Source organism: Sphingobium sp. LB126 (assembly GCF_002795205.1).
GTDB lineage: Bacteria > Pseudomonadota > Alphaproteobacteria > Sphingomonadales > Sphingomonadaceae > Sphingobium > Sphingobium chungbukense.
The window spans coordinates 2,357,957-2,378,983 of sequence record NZ_NETV01000001.1 but is presented as its reverse complement, the minus strand read 5'-3'; the positions used below and the strand labels follow the sequence as shown (position 1 = coordinate 2,378,983).

The following is a 21,027-nucleotide window of genomic DNA, read 5'->3' as shown; positions in this document are numbered from 1 at the left end:
GGACTTCTGCCAAAGCGGTGTCATGGACAGCAGAATGGAGCCGCCGAGCGCGCGTATAGAGGACGGGGTGTTTCTGGGCTTCGTGCTGATCGTCTCGATCGCCTTCGCCCTGGTGATCGAACCGTTTTTCGCCGCGATCCTGTGGGGCGTGATCGCCGCCATCCTCTTTGCCCCGGTCAACCAGGCATTGCTGCGGATCATGCCTCTGCGGCGCAACAGTTCGGCCGCACTGACCCTGTTGCTGATCATTGCGCTGGTGATCGTTCCTGCCATCATCCTGTCCATCGCACTGGCGCAGGAAGCCACCATCTTCGCCGCCAAGGTACAATCGGGTGAGATCAACTTCGCCCGCATGTTCGCGCAGTTCCAGGCGAGCCTGCCCGGATGGGCGGCCGCCTTTCTGGAGCGGTTGGGCATCACCAATTTCGCAACCGTACGCGAGATGTTGAGCGAAGGCATCGCGTCGAGCTTTCGCACGGTCGCGACCCAGGCGTTGCAGATCGGGCAGAGCGCGTTCAGCTTTTTGATGGCGCTGGGCGTGATGCTGTACCTCACCTTCTTCCTGCTGCGCGATGGGCCGCGGCTTGCGGCGATGGTGGACAGAGCGGCGCCGATGCGGACCGCCCATCGGCGGGCCTTGATCAACCAGTTCGTCATCGTCACCCGCGCAACGATCAAGGGCAGCATCGTCGTCGCCATCGTGCAGGGGTTGATCGGAGGCATCATATTCTGGGCGCTGGGATTGCCGGGGGCGCTGCTGTGGGGCGTGCTGATGGGCTGTTTCTCGCTGATCCCGGCGGTGGGGACCGGGCTGGTATGGGTACCGGTCGCCATCTATCTGTTCGTCACCGGGGCGTGGGTGAGTGGCCTGATCCTGGCCTTTTGCGGCATGTTCGTGATCGGGATGGTCGACAATATCCTGCGCCCGGTCCTGGTCGGTCGGGATACGCGCATTCCCGATTATGTGGTGCTGATCACGACGCTGGGCGGCATCGACCTGTTCGGCTTCAACGGCATCGTCATCGGGCCGGTGATCGCCGCGCTGTTCATCGCCACCTGGAACATCGTGACCAAGATGCGCAGCGGGGCCGATGGGCTGGAAGGGCCGCTGACGGAGGAAAATGTCAGCGCCTGAGAAAGCTCAAAGCTCCTCCAGCGCCGCGCTGGCTTCCATCCAGACTTCTTCGACCGCCTCCAGCTTCTTCTCGACTTCCGAGCGCTTCACCATGAGCTGGGTCATGGTCATCTTCGCTTCCGCGCCCGTGGCGGCCTTGGGGTCGAACAGCGCCTGATCGATGCGGCTGCGCTCGGCGGAGAGCGTCGCCATTTCCTTTTCGGCCTTGCTGACGGCGTTCTTGGCGACCTTCTGCTTTTCGCGCCATTGCGCGGCGTTGCGCTTTTCCGCCTTGCGATCGGCCTTGGGCGCGTCGCCGTTGCCGTCGGCCTTGCGCAGGATGATGTCGGTATAATCCTCGAGGCTGCCGTCGAAGGGCTGCGCCGTGCCGCCATCGACCAGCACGAGCCGGTCGGCGACCAGTTCGATCATGTGGCGGTCGTGGGAGACGATCACCACGGCGCCCGAATATTCGTTGAGCGCCTGCACCAGCGCCTCGCGGCTGTCGACGTCGAGATGGTTGGTCGGTTCGTCGAGGATCAGCAGGTGCGGCGCGTCGCGGGTGATGAGGGCCAGCGCAAGCCGTGCCCTTTCGCCGCCCGACATGGAGCCGACCTTCTGCGTGGCGCGCTCGCCGGAGAAGCCGAAGCGGCCGAGCTGGGCGCGGACGGCGGCGGGGGTGGCGCCCTTCATCACGCGGCTCATATGTTCGAGCGGCGTGTCACCGACGTCCAGTTCCTCCACCTGATATTGGGTGAAATAGCCGACATTCATCTTGGCCGAGGCGTTCATCGCGCCTTCCATCGGCTTCAACTGCGCCGCGATCAGGCGGGCCAGCGTGGTCTTGCCATTGCCGTTGCGCCCCAACAGCGCCAGCCGGTCGTCGGGGTCGATGCGCAGGTTGACGCGGCGCAGGACAGGGGTTTCGTTATAACCGACAGCCGCCATGTCCATGGTGATGAGCGGCGGGCGCAGTTCCGGCGGGCTGGGGAAGCCGAAATGGAGCGTCGGGTCCTCGATGGCCGCCGCGATGGGCTGCATCTTCGCCAGAGCCTTGGCGCGGGACTGGGCCTGTTTCGCGGTCGAGGCGCGGGCCGAGTTGCGGGCGACATAATCCTGCAACTTCTCCCGTTCCGCCTGCTGCTTGGCGCGGGCGGCCTCCTGTTGCGCCAGGCGTTCGGCGCGCTGGCGTTCGAAGGCGTCGTAGCCGCCGGGGTAAAGCGTGACCTTCCCCCCTTCCAGATGGAGGATATAATCCACCACATTGTTGAGCAGGTCGCGCTCATGGCTGATGACCACCACGGTACCGCGATAGCTTTTGAGGAAATTCTCCAGCCACAGCGTCGCTTCGAGGTCGAGATGGTTCGACGGTTCGTCGAGCAGCAGCAGGTCGGGGTTGGAGAAGAGCAGCGCAGCCAGCGCCACGCGCATCTTCCAGCCGCCCGAGTAGCTGTCGAGCGGGCGGCCCTGCATCTCCTCGTCGAAGCCGAGGCCGACCAGGATGCGGGCGGCGCGGGCCGGGGCGGTATAGGCGTCGATGGCGTTCAGCCGCTCGTAAATATGGCCGAGGCGGTCGGGGTCCTCGGTATGTTCCGCCTCCGCCATCAATTCGGCGCGTTCCTTGTCGGCGGCAAGGACGGTGTCGAAGGGGGTGGCGGTGCCGCTGGGGGCTTCCTGCGCGATATAGCCGAGGCGGGTGTCGCGGGGCATGTCGCAACTGCCCTCGTCCGGGTCGAGCTGGCCGATCATCACCTTCATCAGCGTCGATTTGCCCGCGCCGTTGCGGCCGATGAGGCCCACGCGGCTGCGCGGCGGCAGCGCGGCGCTGGCGCGATCAAGGATGGTGCGGCCGCCCAGGCGCACGGTGATGCCGTTCAGATTGAGCATGGAGCGGGCCTCTAGCAGAGGTGCAAGGCGTGGTGAAGGTGGTGGGGTGGAGTTTTGCAGCTTGCCCGTCGTTTGCGAAGTTCACGCCGTTGAGGCTGACGCATTTGCGTGGGTGCGGACGGGTGGTGCGGATTTCGCAATAGGAGAATTTTTGCGGAATGGGCGCGTGGACGCAGCCCGCCTGGTGCGGGGTGGGATGGGTTGACGGTGGGAAGGAGCCGGTGGGATTATGGCATGGGGTGGGGCGTGTAGGACAGCGTTTTGAGCGTGCTGCGTCAAATCGGGATCACCTCTCGCCGTTCGGGCTGAGCCGGTCGAAACCCTTGTCTTCTTTTGAAGAAGCAGGGCCCTTCGACAAGCGCAGGGCGAACGGGAGGTTAGGTGGTCCTGATCCAACGCACGTTGCGCCAGCGATCCTCAGGGAATGGCTAGGCCTGCGCATAAAGGGTGAAGGCCCCCTGCAGGCCGCCGACGCTGGACTGGCCGATCCACAGGTCGAACGCGCCGGGTTCGGCGATTCGCCGGTTGCCTGCGCCGACGAATTCCAGGTCGATGCGGGAGAGGGAGAAGCGGAGTGTCCTGCTTTCCCCCGGTGCCAGCGTGACGCGTTCGACACGCTTGAGTTCGCGGATCGGGCGGGTTCGGCTCGCGACGCGGTCGCGGATGTAGAGCTGGACCACTTCGCTGCCCTTGCGCTGCCCCCTGTTGGTGACGCGCACGGTGATGCCGATGGCCGCGTCCCAGCGGAGCGCGGTGTCGGAGAATTTGAGCTGGTCGAGGGTGAAGTCGCTGTAGCTGAGGCCATGGCCGAAGGGGTAGCGGGCGCTGTTGTCGGTGGTGGTGTAGCGCGAGCGATATTCGGTGCGGTTGTCGATCACCGGGCGGCCGGTCGACTTGCGGTCATAGAAGAAAGGCTCCTGCCCCGATTCCCACGGGAAGCTGACCGGGAGCTTGGCGGAGGGGTTTTCCTTGCCGAACAGAATGTCGGCGATGGCATGGCCGGATTCGGAGCCGAGGAACCATGTGGCGAGGACCGCCTGCGCATTGGCGACACCATCGTGCAGCGCGAGCGCCCGGCCATGGCGGAGCAGGACGATAACGGGCTTGCCGGTGGCGGCGACGGCGTCGGCCAGCGCCTGCTGCACGATGGGGAGTTCGATGGCGGTGCGCGATTGCGCCTCGCCCGACATGTCCTGCGATTCCCCCAGAGCGAGGATGACGATATCGGCGGCCTTGGCGGTTTCCACCGCCTTGGCGACGCCGCCGTCGATGGGCGTCAATATGCCGCTGCCCGGCGCGATCAGCAATCTGGCCGGGTCCGGCATGGCGGCGCGCAGGCCGGTGGCGATGTCGACGCCCTTCCCCTTGTCGCCGTAAAAGGCCCAGGGGCCATAGACGTTCATGGTGTCTTCGCCGAAGGGGCCGATGAGCGCGATGGTCTGGCTCTTGCCCGGATCGAGCGGCAGCACGCCATCATTCTGGAGCAGCACGATCGAGCGGGTGGCGGCCTCGCGCGCCAGCGCCCGGTGGGCGGGCGTGAAGATGCGGGTCCTTTCCGCCTCTTCATTCAGCGAGCGGTACGGGTTTTCGAACAGGCCGATGGCGGTCTTGACATAGAGGATGCGGCGGACGGCGACGTCGACCGTCTCCATCGGCACGGCGCCGCTCTTCACCAGATCGGGGATGTGGCGGATATAGAGGCCGCTCTGCATCGACATGTCGACGCCCGCGAGGATGGCGAGGCGGGTGGCGTCGCGTTCATCCTCCGCATAGCCGTGGGCGATCAGTTCCTCGTCGGCGGTATAGTCGGAGAAGACGAAGCCGCGGAACTTCATCTCGCCGCGCAGCGTGTCGGTGAGCAGGTCGCGGTCGGCGGTGGCAGGGACGCCGTTGATCTCGCTGAAGGCCGCCATGGTGGTGAGCGCACCCGCCGCGAAGGCCGAACCGAAGGGGGGCAGATGGGTTTCGCGCAACGTCTCGTCGCTGATGTCGACGCTGCCATATTCGAGGCCCCCGGCGACCGCGCCATAGGCGGCGAAATGCTTGGGGCAGGCGAGCAGGCTGTCGTCGCGGCGCAGGTCGCGGCCCTGGAAGCCGCGCACGCGGGCGGCGGCGAAGAGGCTGCCCAGATAGACATCCTCTCCGGCCCCCTCGACCACGCGGCCCCAGCGCTGGTCGCGGGCGACGTCGACCATCGGCGCGAAGGTGAGGTGCAGGCCCGCCGCCGTGGCCTCGACCGCCATGGCGCGCGCCGTCCTTTCGGCGAGCGAGGGATCGAAGCTCGCCGATTCGGCCAGGGTCACGGGGAAGATGGTCTTGAGGCCGTGGATGACGTCGCCCGCGAACAGCAACGGGATGCCAAGGCGACTCTGTTTGAGCGCGATATCCTGCGCGCGGCGGGCGCCCGCTACGCCGATGCCATTGAACAGGCAACCGACGCGGCCCTTGCGGATTTCGTCGGCCAGTTGCTTTTCATTCTGGATGCCGACTTGCGGATTGGGCGGGTTGTAGGGACGGAAGCTGTCGGCAAGGCACGTCATCTGGCCTGCCTTTTCCTCTATGGTCATGCGCGCAATCAGGTCGTCGACGCGCTCCACCTCGCTCGCCGCGAGGGCGCGGCGAGGGAGCGGAAGGGTCAGGAAGCCGGCAAGGGCGGCGGTCAGGACGGCGCGGCGGTCGATGGTCATCAGGGGAAATGTAGCAGATGTCGGATGAACCGCATCTATCCCGTCAAGGCGGGCAAGCAACCGGCGGAGAGATGGGCTGAGCCATAAGGCCGATCAATACGGCCGGGGGAGCGATGGTGGACAGGGCTGGATTCGAACCAGCGTACGGGAAACCCGGGCAGATTTACAGTCTGCTGCCTTTAACCACTCGGCCACCTGTCCAGTCGCCACACCGTTTCGGGGAAGCCCCCGATCGGCTGGAGGGCGCTCCAATGGCGAAAGGAGACTTGCCTGTCAATGGTGCAATGTGAAAAGAGCGCGTCATGAAAAGAGGAAATCGCACCGGGAAGGCCAAAGGGACCTTTCCCCGCTTTTATGGACGGCATGCCGTCATCGCCGCGCTGGCCAATCCGAACCGGGTGGTGCGCAAGATATGGGGGACGCGGGACGCGCTGAATGCGCTCGACCTGCCGCCGGTCCTGCCCATCGTCTATGCCGATGTGGCCGATCTGGGCCGGATGGTGCCGGCGGACGCGCCGCATCAGGGGATCGTGGCGGAGGTCGAGCCGCTGGACGATGTCTGGCTGGGCGACGTGCTGGAGACGGGGCAGGACGACAACAGGCCCGTGCTGGTGCTGGACCAGGTGACGGACCCGCATAATGTCGGCGCGATCCTGCGGTCGGCGGCGGCGTTCGACGCGCTGTGCATCGTGACGCAGGACCGGCATGCGCCGCCCGAATCGGGGGTGCTGGCGCGATCGGCGTCCGGCGCGCTGGAAATCGTGCCCTGGGTGCGGGTGGTGAACCTGGCCCGTGCGCTGGATGAGATTGCGGAGGCCGGTTACTGGCGCATCGGCCTCGACGGCGAGGCGGAACAGACACTGGGCGAGGCGATCGGTACGTCGCGGGTCGCGCTGGTGCTGGGCGCCGAGGGCGAAGGGTTGCGCCACAACAGTATGGCGCATTGCGACATTTTGGCTAAACTGCCGATCAGCCCGCGCATGGAAAGCCTCAACGTGTCCAATGCCGCGGCGATCGCCCTTTATGCGGCCGCCAGCCGGTAGCCGGTCAAGGGACTGACAGGGGGTTGGACATAGGGGGTTGGGCATAGGGGGTTGGATATGGCCGTTCTTCTGCGTGCTGTTTGCGGGTTGGCGGCCAGCCTGTTGCTCTCGGCCTGCCTGGTGACGCCGGGCAAGTTCGAATCGACGCTCGACATCCGCGCCGACCGGAGCTTCAGCTTCACCTATAAGGGCGAGATATTGGCGACCGATCTGGGCAAGGGGCTGGGCAGCCCGCCCGGCAGCGGCCCGGACGAGCCGCTGGACGACGGCACGCCCAAGGACCAGCCGAGCACGCTGCGCACCGCCTTGCAGAAAAAGACGCCGGCCGCGCCCGACGAGCATTTCGACGCCAAGCAGGACAAGGGCGACGAGCAGCAGATGCAGACGATCGCGGCGGCGCTTTCGAAGGAAAAGGGATTTCGCGCCGTCCGCTATATGGGCAATCACCGTTTCGAGATCGACTATGCGATCAGCGGCAGGCTGACCCACGCGTTCCTCTTCCCCTTCAACAGCGATGCGCAGATCGTGCTGCCCTTCGTCGCGGTGGAATTGCGCGGGGATGACCGGGTGCGGGTGAAGGCGCCGGGCTATTCCAACGGCTATGACAAGAGCCAGAACCCGATGGGCGGCAGCAGCACGGGCGACGCGGCCAAGGCGCTTGACGGCATCTTCACCCTCACCACCGATGCGGAGATCGTCAGCCAGAACCAGGAAGACGGCGCGCAGGCCGTGCCGCAGGGCAAGCGGATCGTCTGGAAGGTGACGCCGCTCACCAGCGAGGCGCCTGCCGCCACGCTACGGGTCAGGCCGTAGACGGGAGGGTGTGCGATCCACAGGATCGCGTGGGCACGATGCCCACTCCCCCCTCATCCAACTGCGCCTAGCTTCGCCGCGCTCAGCAAGGCTGCGTATCCTTATCCCTCCAAGGGAGAAGGAACGGCCGGTTGGACTCAGTCTTCCGGCGCGATGGTGACGCGCAGGCCGTCCAGCGAATCGCTGAAGGTGAGCTGGCAGGACAGGCGGCTGGTTTCGTTGCGGTGATCGGAGCTGTCGAGCAGATCATTCTCATCCTCGCTCACCGCCGGCAGGCTGTCGGCGAAGGCGGGATCGACATAGACGTGGCAGGTAGCGCAGGAGCAGCAGCCGCCGCACAGGGCCAGCAGTTCGTCAAAGCCGTTGTCGCGGATGATTTCCATCACCGACAGGCCGTTCGCACCCTCGACCGCCTGCTCCTCGCCCGAACGGTTGACCACAATCAGTTTCGCCATGTACCCCGGTCCCTCAAAATTTTTTCCTGCCGCTCATGTCGGAGCGACGAGGGGAAATCAAGGGCTGGACAGCGATTAAATGGTGACGACAGCGGATCAGTTGCGGGCAAGCCTGGATGCGATCGCCGCGCGGGAACCCGGCTTTGCGGCGGCGATCGCGCGGGTCGGCTATCCCCTGCCCCGCGTCCGTGCGCCCGGCTATGAGACTTTGCTGCGCACCATCGTGGGTCAGCAGGTGAGCGTCGCCGCCGCCGCCGCGGTCTGGCGCAAGCTGGAGGCGGAACTGGGCGAGGGTTGCGCGCCCGACACCCTGCTGGCGCGGGATTTCGACAGTTTGCGGGCTTGCGGCCTGTCGCGGCAGAAGCAGGGCTATGCCCGCAGCCTGGCCGAGTTGGTGGTGAGCGGCGAACTCGACCTGCACGCCCTGCACGCCGAGGACGAGGAGGCCATTGCCCAACTGGTCAGGATCAAGGGCATCGGGCGTTGGTCGGCGGAAATCTACCTGCTGTTCGCGGAGGGGCGGCCGGACATCTGGCCTGCCGGCGACCTGGCCGTGCAGATCGAGGTCGGGCGCATATTGGGCCTGCCCGAGCGGCCGAGCGAAAAGCTGACCCGCGATCTTGCCGAAGGCTGGCGCCCGCATCGCGGCGCCGCAGCGATCATGGCCTGGCACCATTATAATACGGAGGTTCTTTAAGTGCCCTTGCCCCACGCCCGCTACATCGTCCTGGAACATGAGGGCGTGTGGAAGATCAATCTCGACAACCGCTATTACGGCCCCTTCCCGACGTGCGAGGCGGCGGTGGAAAGCGCCACCGGAACGGCGCGAAAGGCGAGCGAGGCAGGCTATCCGGCGTCCGTCCTGCTGATGCGGGGCAGCGCATTCGAGACGGTCTGGAGCAGCGTGGCCGATACGACCCAGCAATAATATGTCGTGATGCACCACGATTTTTTTGGGCAATTGCGGAACCTGTGGCCCTTTTGTGCATTTACCGGCTCCAGTTGCACGGGCGTTGGGATGAACAAAAAGGTCTTGATCGTCGAGGACGAGATTTTCGTCGCTTTGGAAATCGAACATATCGTCGAGGACGCGGGCTTCCTGGTCGGCGCCATAGCGGCTGACCGTCAGGCGGCGCTGGAAGCGGCGGGCGATTGCGACATAGCGCTGGTCGACCTCAACCTGCGCGACGGCCCTACCGGTCCGGGCATCGGCGTCGAACTGGCCAGCCAATTCGGCATTCGGGTCATCTATGTGACCGCCAATCCCGCGCAGATCGGCGACGCATCGCAAGCGGCGATGGGTGTCATCACCAAGCCCTTCCGGGCGCACAGCATCATCGAGACGCTGCATCTGGCCGCCACCGACAAACCGGAACTGGAAACCGCCGAAATTGCCGGCTTCACGCCGTTCCTGTCGGCACGCGGATCATGGATGCCAATGGAATCCAGAGGCTGAGGCTGAGGCCTTCGGGCCGCCAGTCGCGGGTCATCCGTCCGCCCAATTGCCGTTCGATGCTGAGTTGCATCAGCCGGCTGCCGAAGCCCTGATGGGTGGTGGAGACGGCGGACGGCCCCCCTTCCTCCCGCCAGTCGATGCGGATTTCCCCATCCTCTCCCGTCACCAGCATATGCACCTTGCCCATGGGCACCGAGAGCGCGCCATATTTGGCGGCATTGGTGGCCAGTTCGTGGAAGAGCAAGGCCAGGGGCGTGGCGGAACGATCATCGATCGCCGGATTTTCGCCGGAAAAAAGGATGCGCGCGCCGTCCGCGTCGCGATAGGGCGCGAAAATCTGGTCGAGTATGCCCCAGAGCCGCCCCTCGCCATGATCCGGCTGCGAATTGGGACCGTGCGGGCGGACGAAGTCATGGGCGCGGCCCAGCGCCATGATCCGGTCGCGCAGGTCGTCCGCCGCCACGCGGATTTCGGGATGTTCGCGCGCCGACAGGCCGATGAGGCCGGAAATCACCGAGAAGATGTTCTTGATCCGGTGGGACAGTTCATGCGCGATGACCTCGCGTTCCTCCACCATCAGTATCTGGTCGTTGATGTCGGTGCAGGTGCCGATCCAGCGGATGATCGTGCCCTCCCCGTCCCGGATCGGCAGCGCGCGTCCCAGCGTCCAGCGATAGTCCCCGCTATGGTGGCGCATGCGATATTCGATCTCGTAGGGATCGCCCGTCTCCAGGCTGTGCCGCCAGCGTTTCCAGGCGATCGGCTGGTCGTCCGGATGGAACAAGGCGCTCCACCCCGCGCCATCGGTCGTACCCGGCGCGACCCCGGCAAATTCATACCAGCGCGCGTTGAAATAGTCGTTATAGCCGTCCGGCAGCGCCGACCACACCATTTGCGGCATGGTGTCGGCCAGGGTACGGAACATGCGGTCGCTTTCCGCCACCGCCTGCGCGTCCCTTGCCTGGCGGGCGATCACTTCCCGGTCGCGGCGCCGCCCTTCCAGCTCGACCATGACCTGATGGGCAAGCAGGGACAGGCCCTGGCGCTGAAGATCGGTCAGCCCCGGGCGCGGGCGGGTGTCAAGAACGCTCACCGCGCCAAGCGGCATTCCATCACCGTCGACCAGTGCAGCGCCGGCATAAAAGCGGATGAAGGGCGCGCCCGTCACCATCGGATTATCGGCGAAACGCGGGTCGAGGCCGGTATCGGGCACGATGAAGATCGCATCGTCCAGCATCGCATGCGCACAGAAGGAAACATCGCGTGGCGTTTCCTCCACATCCACGCCGGTGCGGGCCAGGAAACGTTGCCGGTCCGCCTCGACGATGCTGACCAGCGCGATGGGCGCGTCGCACAGCGCGGCGGCAAAATCCGTGATCTGGTCGAGCGTGGCAAAGCCGCCGGCATCGAGATCGTAGCGCGCAATGAGCGCTGCGCGATCCGCCTCGAGGCCGCTGCCGTCAGCCATCGCTGACGCGTTCGATGTCGGCGCCGACAGCGGAAAGCTTTTCCTCCAGCCGCTCATAGCCGCGATCGAGATGGTAGACACGGTTGACCTGGGTCTCTCCCTCGGCGGCGAGGCCGGCGAGAATGAGGCTCATCGAGGCACGCAGGTCGGTCGCCATGACGGGGGCACCGACCAGCCGGTCGACGCCGCGCACGATCGCCGTGCGGCCATTGACGCTGATGTCCGCACCCATGCGCGCCAGTTCGGGAACGTGCATGTAGCGGTTCTCGAAGATGGTCTCCGTCAGCACCGACGCGCCGTCGGCCAGCGTCAGCATGGCCATGAACTGCGCCTGCATGTCGGTCGGAAAGGCCGGGAAGGGCGCGGTGGAGATGGTGAGCGGGCGGAGCCTGCCGTCCGACGCAACCTTGATGCCGTCCTTGATCTGCTCGACATGGACGCCCGCATCGCGCAGCGCGGCGAGGATGGCGTGCATGTCGTCGGCGCAGGCCCCCGCCAATTCCAGCGAACCGCCGGTGATCGCCGCGGCGCAAGCGTAACTGCCCGCCTCGATCCGGTCCGGCATGACGCTGTAGGTCGCGCCGTGCAGGCGGGGCTTGCCGTGGATGGTGAGCTTGTCGCCGCCCACGCCCTCGATCTCGGCGCCCATGGCGATCAGCAGCTTGCACAGATCGACGATCTCCGGCTCGCGCGCCGCATTTTCCAGGACGCAGGTGCCATTGGCGAGCACCGCCGCCATCAGGGCATTTTCGGTCGCGCCGACCGACACCACCGGGAAGGTGTAGAGGCCGCCGGGAAGGCCGCCGTCGGGCGCGCTGGCGCGGACATAGCCCGCCGCGATCTCGATCTTCGCACCGAACGCTTCCAGCGCCTTCAAATGCAGGTCGATCGGGCGGTTGCCGATGGCACAGCCGCCCGGCAGCGACACCCGCGCCTCACCCGCACGGGCGAGCAGCGGGCCCAGCACCAGGATCGACGCGCGCATCTTGCGCACGATGTCATAGGGCGCTTCGGTCGAGGTGACGCGGCCCGCGCGCAGCGTCATGACGCGGCCGAAATCCTCCGGCCGAGCGCCCTCGATCATGGTCGAGACGCCCAACTGGTTGAGCAGATGGCCGAAGCTGTCGACATCGGCGAGGCGCGGCAGGTTGCGCAGCGTCACCGGCTCGTCGGTCAGCAGCGCGCAAGGCAGCAGCGTCAGGGCGGCGTTCTTTGCGCCGGAAATGGGAAGGCGGCCGTTGAGCGCTTTGCCGCCGCGGATGTGAATGCGGTCCATCGGCTGGGTTCTTACCGCTAATTGCGGTTTTCGCAAGGCGTCGGCTTGCCATTGCCAGGGCGGCGCGCTTTTTCCGATAGCCTGTTTGGAAATGCGCCTATCGGCCCCATGCCCCGCGCGAGCCCGCTCTTCCGCGCATTTCCGCACAGACTCTGACGCCGCCCTGAAACATTTGTGCGTTCGCCCGCCCATTATTGATCGAGTTTAGTGCAACTTGCGGAAATGCAGCCAAAAGACGCGTGGGGCGTTTTGCCATCGTAACGACAATGTAAGCAAGAAGGTGTGTTTGGTGGCAACAAGTTGTTTCGCGGACAGATTGGCGAAGCATGTGCCTTTGTCCGATGCAGAAAGGAAAGCGCTGACCCGGCTTGAGGAAAATCCCCGCAAGGTGAAGCGGGGCGCGATGATCCAGCGCGTCAACGATACGGTCACGGAACTGTTCGTCCTGCGCGAGGGACGGGTGATGAGTTTCGTCATCCTGCCCGATGGCAGCCGGCAGATCCTGCGCGTCTATTTCCCTGGCGATTTCATCGGGTCGGCCAGCACCATATATAGCAAGGCGCCGGAATCGCTGGTGGCCCTGTCCGACGCGATCATCTGTCCGTTCGACAAACATGCGTTGCGGCGGCTGCTGGAGGAATATCCGCGGGTCGCGGCCCTGCTGTTCCTGCTCTCCAATGCGGAGCGCGTCGCGCTGACGGACCGGCTCGCCTCATTGGGGCGGACCTCTGCCAAGGCGCGGGTCGCCTCCTTCCTGCTCGATATCTTCGACCGGCTGCGGGTGACGGACGACAGCATCGTCGACAGCTTCGACCTGAAACTGACGCAGGAGGAGATTGGCGACGCCATCGGCCTCACCTCCGTCCATGTGAACCGGATGATCCGGCGGATGGAGCAGGAAGGATTGATCGGCCGGGCGAATGGGCGGATCACGCTGCTCGACCTGGCGCGGCTGGAGGAAATCGGCCATTATACCAACCGGCACAAGGATATGGATCTGGACTGGGTTCCGTCCCTGAACTGATACCGAGATGCGGGCTGGAACGCGCGCAGGATGTCCCGTCAGGCCAGCAGTTCGACGTCCCAGTAGAGCCAGTCGTGCCAGCTTTCATGCAGATAGTTGGGCGGAAAGGCGCGGCCATGTTCCTGCAACTGCCAGCTCGTCGGGCGGATCGGCGTCACATGCAGTTGCATATGCGCTTCCTTGGGCGTGCGCCCGCCCTTTTTGAGATTGCACGGGGAGCAGGCGGTGGCGACATTTTCCCATGTCGTGCGGCCGCCCGCGCGGCGCGGGATCACATGGTCGAAGGTCAGGTCGCTGGGCGAACCGCAATATTGGCAGGCGAACTTGTCGCGCAGGAACAGGTTGAAACGGGTGAAGGCGGGATGTTCCGACGGCTTCACATATTGCTTGAGCGCGATCACCGAGGGGATCTTCATCTGCAAGCTTGGGCTGTGCACTTCCCGTTCATAGCTGGAGACGATGTCCACACGATCCAAAAAAACCGCCTTGATGGCGGTTTGCCAGGGCCAGAGGCTCAACGGATAATAGCTTAGGGGCGTGTAGTCCGCATTCAGAACCAGTGCCGGACAGTTTTCCGGATGTCGTATCAGGTCGGGATGGTACATATATTACCCTTCAATCCCTTTCGCCGCCGCTCTGATCGACCAGAAACGTGACGGGCGCATGACAGCATTAACACCCCTACCCCGTCAAGGGCCTGTATGATTCAATCGCATCAACCACAGCATATGGTGACTCGGTTCGCGCCAAGCCCCACCGGTAGGTTGCATATCGGCCATGGCTGGTCGGCATTGCTGGCGATGGACTTCGCGCGGGTCCGGGGCGGCACCTTCCGCCTGCGGATCGAGGACATAGACGGCACCCGCAGCCGTCCCGAGCATGTCGCGGGGATCATGGAGGATCTACGCTGGCTTGGCGTCGCCTGGGACGGCGAGATCATGTTCCAATCGGCGCGGCTGGGGGATTATGAGGCCGCACTGGGGCGATTGAAGAGGATGGGGCTGCTCTATCCCTGCTTCTGCACCCGCGCGGACATCCAGGCCCAATGGGCCGCCAGCGCCAGCGCGCCGCATGGGCCGGAAGGGCCGGCCTATCCCGGAAGCTGCCGCGGACTGGCGGAAACGGAACGGTCGCAACGGATAGCGGCGGGCGAGCCGCATGCCTGGCGGATCGACATGGCGCGCGCCGTCGAGCGGGCCGGAACCCTGCATTGGGACGCTGCATCCCTTCATTCCGATCGAACGCGGGCGGTGGAAGCGAGACCGCTGCTGGCGGGCGACGTCGTGCTTGCGCGCAAGGATGCGCCGGCCAGCTATCACCTCTCCTGCACGCTGGACGACGCGGCGATGGGGGTCAGCCATGTGCTGCGCGGCGACGATCTGCTGGGGGCGAGCGATATCCACCGCTTGATCCAAGCGCTGCTCGACCTCCCCTCGCCCACTTATATCCACCATCCTCTACTGGTGGGGCCGGATGGCCGGCGGCTTGCCAAGCGCGACGGTTCGATCGCGCTCGCCGATCTGCGGGCGCAGGGCGCCGATCCGCGACAACTGGCCGACGATCTGCGCCAGGCGCGCTTTCCGATTGGCATTTCGCTGGGGAGCGCCTAGATTCACGCCATGAACACCGTGCTTGTCATTGCCCTGATCCTGGCCATGGGCGCCACCCTGTTCGCGCTGATCCGGGGCATCATCGCCTTCTTGCAGGCGAGCAAGGAACAGCTCAACTCGCCGGAAAGCGGCCCCAGTTCGTCCAGCCTGAAGCAGAACAGGATGATGATGAACCGCATCCTGTTCCAGGCCGTTGCGGTGATCATCGTCGCCATATTGCTGCTGATGAAGGGCAACAACTGACCCCATGGTCAAGCTCAACAAGATCTACACCCGCACCGGCGACGCGGGCACGACGGGCCTTGTCGACGGATCGCGCCTGCCCAAGCATGCGCCGCGCATGCGGGCGGTCGGCGACGTGGACGAGGCGAACAGCGCCATCGGCCTGGCCATCGTGGCGATCGGTGACGGGCCGGAAGCGGCGTGGCTGACCACCATCCAGAACGACCTGTTCGACCTGGGCGCGGACCTCGCCACGCCGATCCCCGAGGGCGCGGACGAACCCTGGGCGCTGCGCATCGTCGCGTCGCAGGTCAAGCGGCTGGAGGACCAGATCGACGCCATGAACGCCGAGCTGGCGCCGCTGGACAGCTTCATCCTGCCGGGCGGATCGCCTGCCGCCGCCGCCGTGCATCTCGCCCGGGCGGTCACGCGCCGGGCCGAGCGCGCCGCCACCGCCGCGACCGATGAAACGGCGCTCAATCCCCAGGCGCTGGCCTATCTCAACCGGCTGTCCGATCTGTTGTTCGTGATGGCGCGCCGGCTCAACGGCAACGGCGGGGGCGACGTCAAATGGGTGCCGGGCGCCTCGCGCTGATATTCGCTCGCTCTGATATTTGATTGCCGCATTCCGCGAGCGGCCGGCCGCGGCCTGCCTCTCCATCCTCAACGGCTCGACTCGCGCGCCGCACGGTTCGTCCATGGGGCGGCCGTTAACCATTCCCCTTCACCTTGGATTTACGCGCCGCGCCAATTTTGAGCGCGATTTCAACGACGGGCCTCAGGGATGCAGTTCTACCGCGCGACCTCCTTCCTCTTTCCGCATTCCCTGCGCCGCCGCCTCTTCGCGCTGTGCCTCGTCACCACCCATATGCCGTTGCTGGGCTATATCGGCTGGGGCTTGGCGACAGGGCGGATCGCCTGGGCGGAGTGCATCATCCTGATCCTTGCCACCATGGCGGGCGCTGCGGGGGCGTTGATCGGCATCGGCGCGCTGCTGGACCCGATCCACGCGCTGGTCGATGCGCGGGATGAGGGCGATGCGCCGCGCCCGGAACGCGGCGGCACGCCAACCCTGCCGACGGTCGGCGACATCATCGCCAGGCTGTTCGCCGGGATGAGCCGGGCCGCGCATCCCGCACGGGAGATCGATGAACGCAACATCGCGGCGCAGGAGGACCCGCTGACCGGTATCGCCAACCGGCGCGGTTTCCTGGCGCAGCTCGACACCCTACCCCACGCCCGGCGCCGGGGCTGCATCGCGATCATCGACATCGATCATTTCAAGCAGGTCAACGACCAGCTCGGCCATGATGGGGGCGACCATGTGCTCGGCGATTTCGCGGCCCGCCTGTCATCGCAGACACGCCGCATCGACCTGATCGGCCGCTGGGGCGGGGAGGAATTCGCGATCTTCTACCAGGACGCGATCGAGGACGAGGCAAGCTGGTCGCTTGCCCGCATGGCCGAACGGATGCGGCAGGAACCGGTCGGCCGGGTGAACGGCCAACCGATCAGCTTTTCAGCGGGGCTGTGCGCCTGGCGCGGTGGTCCGGTGACGGCGGCGATCGCCCAGGCGGAAGAGGCGCTGCATCGCGCCAAGCGGTCCGGGCGGGATCAGATCCGGCGGGCCGAACGCCCTTCCACTCAGGCCTATGGTTAGCAGGAGACACGGTGATCGAAGGATCGGGCGCCGTCACCCCATGCCCCTTCCGAAGGGTAGCAGCGCCTCATAAACGGGGAGCGGCGGTTTGCCCGCCACCGGAACCCCACGCCGCATCAGAAAGGCATGGCGCACGATTTCCGCCTGCTGCTCCAGCCCATAACGATCGAAGGGCCGTCCCGGCACGATCTCATAGCCATAGCGGCAAAAGGGATGGCGCATCAGCGGCAGATACCATTTACCCCCGCGCTGGGCCTGCCAGACATGCGTCATCTCATGGATGAAATGCCCCTGGATATGCAGCGGCGTGTCGCAGAAATCCGTGCAGAACAGGCCTCCCGCCGGATGGAACCAGAGATCGCCGTCGGGCGCCATGGTGACGCCTTTGGGCTGGAAAGGCCACCATTTGCGATTATGCACCCTGACACGGCCGTAATCGATCGCCTGCCCGAAGACCGATCGGGCGAGAGCGGCCTCCGCCACCGTCAGCGGGCGAGCGGTCAATGGGCCTTGTGGTCGTCGGGGTTGGGCGCACTGGCGGGCGCAGCGGCGCCGGGCTTCTCGATGATGGCATCGACCAGCAGGCGGTCGCCATTGGCAAGCAGGAAGGTGAGCGTCATCTTGCCCCGGCCGATCGCGGTGTCGTTGACGCCCCAGAGCATCAGATGCTTGCCGCCCGGCGCGAAGGCGACCTTCGACTTGGCGGGGATGGGAACGCTTTCGATCGGCTTCATCGTCATCTTGCCGCCCTCGCTCATGCTCTCATGCATCTCGACCTTGAGCGCGTAATCGGTCAGCACGCCGCGCAGCGCCGTGTCCGCATCGCCGCCATGGGCGATGAAATAGCCGGAGGACGGCATGTCCTTATTGGGGCTGAGGCGCACCCAGGCCTGGTCGACATAGGTGGGCGCGGGGTCGCCGCAGGCCGCCAGTGCGAGGGGTGCAAGGAGGATCGGGGTAAAATAAGAGCGCATCGACAAGGCTTTCGTGACTGTCTCGTTTCCGGTCGATTGACTAGCTAATCTCCACAGCTTCTTGTGCCAAGCAAAAGCGCGCCTATATCCCTTTCGCAAACGGCCTTGCCTTGGCGCTTTCGTGAGGTATGGGGCCGTCAACCGCTGAATGTGATTTGGGGTTCAAAGAGGACAAGATGGCAAAAGTAATCGGTATCGACCTGGGCACGACCAATAGCTGCGTCGCCGTGATGGACGGCGGCAAGCCCAAGGTCATCGAAAATGCAGAAGGCGCGCGCACCACGCCCTCGATCGTCGCCTTCACCAAGGATGGCGAGCGACTGATCGGCCAGCCCGCCAAGCGTCAGGCCGTGACCAATCCGGACAATACGATCTTCGCGGTGAAGCGCCTGATCGGCCGCCGCTTCGACGATCCCATGACCAAGAAGGACATGGAACTCGTCCCCTATTCGATCGCCAAGGGCCCCAATGGCGACGCCTGGGTCAATGCCGGCGGCAAGGATTATTCGCCTTCGCAGATTTCCGCCTTCACGCTCCAGAAGATGAAGGAAACCGCCGAGAGCTATCTGGGCGAAACGGTCACGCAGGCGGTCATCACCGTTCCCGCTTACTTCAACGACGCCCAGCGTCAGGCTACCAAGGACGCCGGGCAGATCGCGGGCCTTGAAGTGCTGCGCATCATCAACGAGCCGACCGCGGCTGCTTTGGCTTACGGGCTGGAGAAGCAGGACGGCAAGACCATCGCGGTCTACGACCTTGGCGGCGGCACCTTCGACATCTCGATCCTGGAGATCGGCGATGGCGTGTTCGAAGTGAAGTCGACCAATGGCGACACCTTCCTGGGCGGTGAGGATTTCGACGCCAAGCTGGTCGAATATCTGGCCGCCGACTTCAAGAAGGAAGAGGGCATCGACCTCACCAAGGACAAGCTGGCACTCCAGCGTCTGAAGGAAGCCGCTGAAAAGGCGAAGATCGAGCTGTCCTCGGCCCAGTCGACCGAAGTCAACCTGCCCTTCATCACCGCCGATCAGAACGGTCCCAAGCACCTCGTCAAGAACATCACCCGCGCCGATCTGGAGCGGCTGGTGGCCGACCTCATCAAGCGGACCATGGAGCCTTGCAAGAAGGCGCTGGCCGATGCTGGCGTTTCGGCGACCGAGATCAGCGAAGTCGTCCTCGTTGGCGGCATGACCCGCATGCCCAAGGTGCGCGAGGCCGTGAAGGACTTCTTCGGCAAGGAACCGCATACCGGCGTGAACCCGGACGAAGTCGTCGCCATGGGCGCCGCCATTCAGGCAGGCGTGTTGCAGGGTGACGTCAAGGACGTGCTGCTGCTCGACGTCACTCCGCTGTCGCTGGGTATCGAGACGCTGGGCGGGGTGTTCACCCGCATGATCGACCGCAACACCACCATCCCCGCCAAGAAGTCACAGGTCTATTCGACCGCCGACGACAATCAGCAGGCGGTGACGATCCGCGTGTTCCAGGGCGAGCGTGAAATGGCGGCGGACAACAAGCTGCTCGGCCAGTTCGATCTGGTCGGCATTCCGCCCGCGCCGCGCGGCGTGCCGCAGATCGAAGTCACCTTCGACATCGACGCCAACGGCCTCGTCAACGTCCATGCCAAGGACAAGGGCACGGGCAAGGAACAGCAGATCCGCATCCAGGCTTCGGGCGGGCTCAGCGACGCCGACATCGACCAGATGGTCAAGGATGCCGAGCGTTTCGCCGAGGAAGACAAGAAGAAGCGCGAATCGGCCGAGGCGAAGAACAATGCCGAGAGCCTGATCCACACCACCGAGCAGCAGCTTTCCGAGCATGGCGACAAGGTGGACGCCGGCCTGAAGTCGGAAATCGAGACCGCGATCGCCGCCACCAAGTCGGCGGTCGAGAGCGGCGATGCTGAAGCCATGAAGGCGAAGGCGCAGGAACTGGCGCAGGTCGCCATGAAGCTGGGCCAGGCCATTTATGAGAAGGAGCAGGCGGCTGCGGCTGCTCCGGGTGCGGATGCTCCGAAGGCGGACGACGATGTCGTCGATGCCGAATTCTCGGAAGTGGACGACAACAAGGCGTAAGCTGATGTGCTTGCCCCGTCAGGACTGTTATGGGCTTGACGGGGCAGGGACGCCGGGGGCGAGATGAGCACCGAAATCGATTATTACGAACTGCTCGAAATTGAGCGCACGGCCGATGCCGGGGCTATCAAGAGCGCTTATCGCAAGCTGGCGATGAAATATCACCCCGACAAGACCGGGGGCTGCGCCGACAGCGAGGCCAAGTTCAAGGCCGTTTCCGAGGCCTATGAATGCCTGAAGGACCCGCAGAAGCGGGCGGCCTATGACCGGTTCGGTCATGCGGCGTTCCAGAATGGCGGCGCGGGCTTTGGCGGCGGGCGCGGCGGCGCGGGTGGCTTTTCCGACCTGGGCGATATTTTCGAGACGATCTTCGGTCAGGCGGCTGGCGGTTTCGGCGGCGGCGGGCGACAGGCCCAGCGGCGCGGCGCGGACCTGCGCTACGACATGGAAATCACGCTGGACGACGCCTATCACGGCAAGAAGACCGAGATCGAGATCGAAGTCTCCGCGTCTTGCGAAAGCTGCGATGGGTCCGGCGCACAGCCCGGCACGGGGGTCAAGAGCTGCGGCACCTGCCACGGCCATGGCCAGGTGCGGGCGCAACAAGGCTTCTTCGTGGTCGAGCGGACCTGTCCGTCCTGCCATGGCGCGGGCCAGGTGATCGAAAGCCCCTGCCGCTCGTGCCGGGGCGAGGGACGGGTGGACAAGCCCAAGACCCTGTCCGTCAACATCCCCGCCGGTGTCGACGAAGGCACGCGCATCCGCCTGTCGGGCGAGGGCGAGGCCGGGGCACGCGGCGCGCCCGCGGGCGACCTCTATATCTTCCTGCATGTGAAGCGGCATGCGATCTTCGAGCGGGATGGGACGACTTTGTTCGCCCGCGCGCCGGTGAGCATCACGACGGCGGCTTTGGGCGGCGTGATCGAAGTGCCGGGCCTCGATGGCCAACGGCACGAGATCAAGATCCCGAGCGGCATCCAGTCGGGCAAGCAGATCCGCCAGCGTGGCGCGGGCATGCCGGTGCTGAACGGGCGCGGACAGGGCGATCTGGTGATCCAGGTCGATGTCGAGACCCCGACCAAGCTGACGGCCAAGCAGCGCGAATTGCTGGAAGCCTTTCGTGAGACGGAGACGGGCGAGGAATGCCCGCAGTCGACGGGGTTCTTCAGCAAGCTCAAGGAATTGTGGGGGGATTGATTTCTCCCCGCTTCCTTTAGAGCGATTTCCAAGCGATCGGAACCGATCGCTGGTTGAGAATCGTGG

Annotated in this window: 21 protein-coding genes and 1 tRNA gene; 13 read left to right on the top strand and 9 right to left on the bottom strand. The window is 65.1% G+C overall.

What is annotated here, in order from left to right; translation table 11 throughout:
• The first annotated feature begins 22 nt into the window (after positions 1–22).
• Positions 23–1,135 carry an AI-2E family transporter gene (locus tag CAF53_RS11645; RefSeq protein WP_100238778.1) on the top strand — a complete coding sequence of 371 codons (1,113 nt, stop codon included), beginning with the start codon at positions 23–25 and terminating at the stop codon, positions 1,133–1,135.
• Positions 1,136–1,141: 6 nt separating this feature from the next.
• Here CAF53_RS11645 and CAF53_RS11640 read toward each other — a convergent pair whose 3' ends face one another.
• The 3 genes from CAF53_RS11640 to CAF53_RS11630 form a co-directional block, all read right to left on the bottom strand.
• Positions 1,142–3,001 (bottom strand): ABC-F family ATP-binding cassette domain-containing protein, encoded by a 1,860-nt coding sequence (locus tag CAF53_RS11640; RefSeq protein WP_100238126.1) that lies wholly within the window; start codon positions 2,999–3,001, stop codon positions 1,142–1,144.
• 428 nt (positions 3,002–3,429) lie between these two features.
• Positions 3,430–5,688: a glycoside hydrolase family 3 N-terminal domain-containing protein gene (locus CAF53_RS11635; protein WP_046763534.1), complete on the bottom strand. Its 2,259-nt coding sequence runs from the start codon at positions 5,686–5,688 to the stop codon at positions 3,430–3,432.
• Positions 5,689–5,802: 114 nt separating this feature from the next.
• Positions 5,803–5,889: transfer RNA gene (locus tag CAF53_RS11630), tRNA-Tyr, on the bottom strand.
• A 101-nt stretch (positions 5,890–5,990) separates the two neighbouring features.
• Between CAF53_RS11630 and rlmB the strand changes: the two genes are divergently transcribed.
• Complete coding sequence (rlmB, locus tag CAF53_RS11625; protein WP_046763535.1) at positions 5,991–6,731, top strand: 23S rRNA (guanosine(2251)-2'-O)-methyltransferase RlmB; 741 nt, start codon at positions 5,991–5,993, stop codon at positions 6,729–6,731.
• A 57-nt stretch (positions 6,732–6,788) separates the two neighbouring features.
• Positions 6,789–7,544 carry a hypothetical protein gene (locus tag CAF53_RS11620; RefSeq protein ID WP_100238125.1) on the top strand — a complete coding sequence of 252 codons (756 nt, stop codon included), beginning with the start codon at positions 6,789–6,791 and terminating at the stop codon, positions 7,542–7,544.
• Between the two features lie 137 nt (positions 7,545–7,681).
• On the opposite strand, the gene CAF53_RS11615 is transcribed toward CAF53_RS11620, so the two are convergent.
• Positions 7,682–7,999, bottom strand: a complete 318-nt coding sequence (locus tag CAF53_RS11615) for a 2Fe-2S iron-sulfur cluster-binding protein (protein ID WP_046763537.1) — start codon at positions 7,997–7,999, stop codon at positions 7,682–7,684.
• 79 nt (positions 8,000–8,078) lie between these two features.
• On the opposite strand from CAF53_RS11615, the gene CAF53_RS11610 reads away from it, so the two are divergent.
• The 3 genes from CAF53_RS11610 (at position 8,079) to CAF53_RS11600 (ending at position 9,455) form a co-directional block, all read left to right on the top strand.
• Entirely contained in the window at positions 8,079–8,696 is a 618-nt protein-coding gene (locus CAF53_RS11610; RefSeq protein ID WP_100238124.1) for a DNA-3-methyladenine glycosylase, read from the top strand.
• The gene (locus CAF53_RS11605) at positions 8,697–8,927 is read left to right on the top strand and encodes a hypothetical protein (RefSeq protein ID WP_046763539.1); all 231 of its coding nucleotides are present in this window, start codon (positions 8,697–8,699) and stop codon (positions 8,925–8,927) included. It abuts the gene before it with no gap.
• Between the two features lie 90 nt (positions 8,928–9,017).
• Entirely contained in the window at positions 9,018–9,455 is a 438-nt protein-coding gene (locus CAF53_RS11600) for a response regulator (protein ID WP_046763540.1), read from the top strand.
• On the opposite strand, the gene CAF53_RS11595 is transcribed toward CAF53_RS11600, so the two are convergent.
• On the bottom strand, positions 9,400–10,923 hold the full coding sequence (locus CAF53_RS11595; protein WP_100238123.1) for a PAS domain-containing protein: 1,524 nt from the start codon (positions 10,921–10,923) through the stop codon (positions 9,400–9,402). The genes CAF53_RS11600 and CAF53_RS11595 overlap by 56 nt on opposite strands.
• The gene (gene murA / locus CAF53_RS11590; protein WP_046763542.1) at positions 10,916–12,199 is read right to left on the bottom strand and encodes a UDP-N-acetylglucosamine 1-carboxyvinyltransferase; all 1,284 of its coding nucleotides are present in this window, start codon (positions 12,197–12,199) and stop codon (positions 10,916–10,918) included. The genes CAF53_RS11595 and murA overlap by 8 nt, the downstream gene beginning before the upstream one ends.
• 286 nt (positions 12,200–12,485) lie before the next feature.
• Between murA and CAF53_RS11585 the strand changes: the two genes are divergently transcribed.
• On the top strand, positions 12,486–13,223 hold the full coding sequence (locus CAF53_RS11585) for a Crp/Fnr family transcriptional regulator (protein WP_046763543.1): 738 nt from the start codon (positions 12,486–12,488) through the stop codon (positions 13,221–13,223).
• A gap of 38 nt (positions 13,224–13,261) precedes the next feature.
• On the opposite strand, the gene CAF53_RS11580 is transcribed toward CAF53_RS11585, so the two are convergent.
• On the bottom strand, positions 13,262–13,828 hold the full coding sequence (locus CAF53_RS11580; protein WP_046763544.1) for an HNH endonuclease: 567 nt from the start codon (positions 13,826–13,828) through the stop codon (positions 13,262–13,264).
• A 123-nt stretch (positions 13,829–13,951) separates the two neighbouring features.
• On the opposite strand from CAF53_RS11580, the gene gluQRS reads away from it, so the two are divergent.
• From gluQRS to CAF53_RS11560, 4 genes are all read left to right on the top strand, one after another.
• Positions 13,952–14,833, top strand: coding sequence for a tRNA glutamyl-Q(34) synthetase GluQRS (gluQRS, locus tag CAF53_RS11575; protein ID WP_242443423.1), 882 nt, complete (start codon positions 13,952–13,954; stop codon positions 14,831–14,833).
• A 9-nt stretch (positions 14,834–14,842) separates the two neighbouring features.
• Positions 14,843–15,076: a twin transmembrane helix small protein gene (locus tag CAF53_RS11570; RefSeq protein WP_100238121.1), complete on the top strand. Its 234-nt coding sequence runs from the start codon at positions 14,843–14,845 to the stop codon at positions 15,074–15,076.
• A 4-nt stretch (positions 15,077–15,080) separates the two neighbouring features.
• Complete coding sequence (locus CAF53_RS11565; RefSeq protein WP_100238120.1) at positions 15,081–15,650, top strand: cob(I)yrinic acid a,c-diamide adenosyltransferase; 570 nt, start codon at positions 15,081–15,083, stop codon at positions 15,648–15,650.
• A 189-nt stretch (positions 15,651–15,839) separates the two neighbouring features.
• The gene (locus tag CAF53_RS11560) at positions 15,840–16,715 is read left to right on the top strand and encodes a GGDEF domain-containing protein (RefSeq protein WP_100238119.1); all 876 of its coding nucleotides are present in this window, start codon (positions 15,840–15,842) and stop codon (positions 16,713–16,715) included.
• A 33-nt stretch (positions 16,716–16,748) separates the two neighbouring features.
• Here the strand turns inward: CAF53_RS11560 and CAF53_RS11555 are convergent, their stop codons facing one another.
• Positions 16,749–17,219, bottom strand: a complete 471-nt coding sequence (locus CAF53_RS11555) for a hypothetical protein (protein WP_046763549.1) — start codon at positions 17,217–17,219, stop codon at positions 16,749–16,751.
• The gene (locus CAF53_RS11550; protein WP_100238118.1) at positions 17,216–17,689 is read right to left on the bottom strand and encodes a copper chaperone PCu(A)C; all 474 of its coding nucleotides are present in this window, start codon (positions 17,687–17,689) and stop codon (positions 17,216–17,218) included. The genes CAF53_RS11555 and CAF53_RS11550 overlap by 4 nt, the downstream gene beginning before the upstream one ends.
• 176 nt (positions 17,690–17,865) lie before the next feature.
• On the opposite strand from CAF53_RS11550, the gene dnaK reads away from it, so the two are divergent.
• Complete coding sequence (gene dnaK / locus CAF53_RS11545) at positions 17,866–19,764, top strand: molecular chaperone DnaK (RefSeq protein ID WP_046763689.1); 1,899 nt, start codon at positions 17,866–17,868, stop codon at positions 19,762–19,764.
• A 63-nt stretch (positions 19,765–19,827) separates the two neighbouring features.
• Positions 19,828–20,961, top strand: coding sequence for a molecular chaperone DnaJ (dnaJ, locus tag CAF53_RS11540; RefSeq protein WP_046763551.1), 1,134 nt, complete (start codon positions 19,828–19,830; stop codon positions 20,959–20,961).
• The last annotated feature ends 66 nt before the right edge of the window (positions 20,962–21,027 follow it).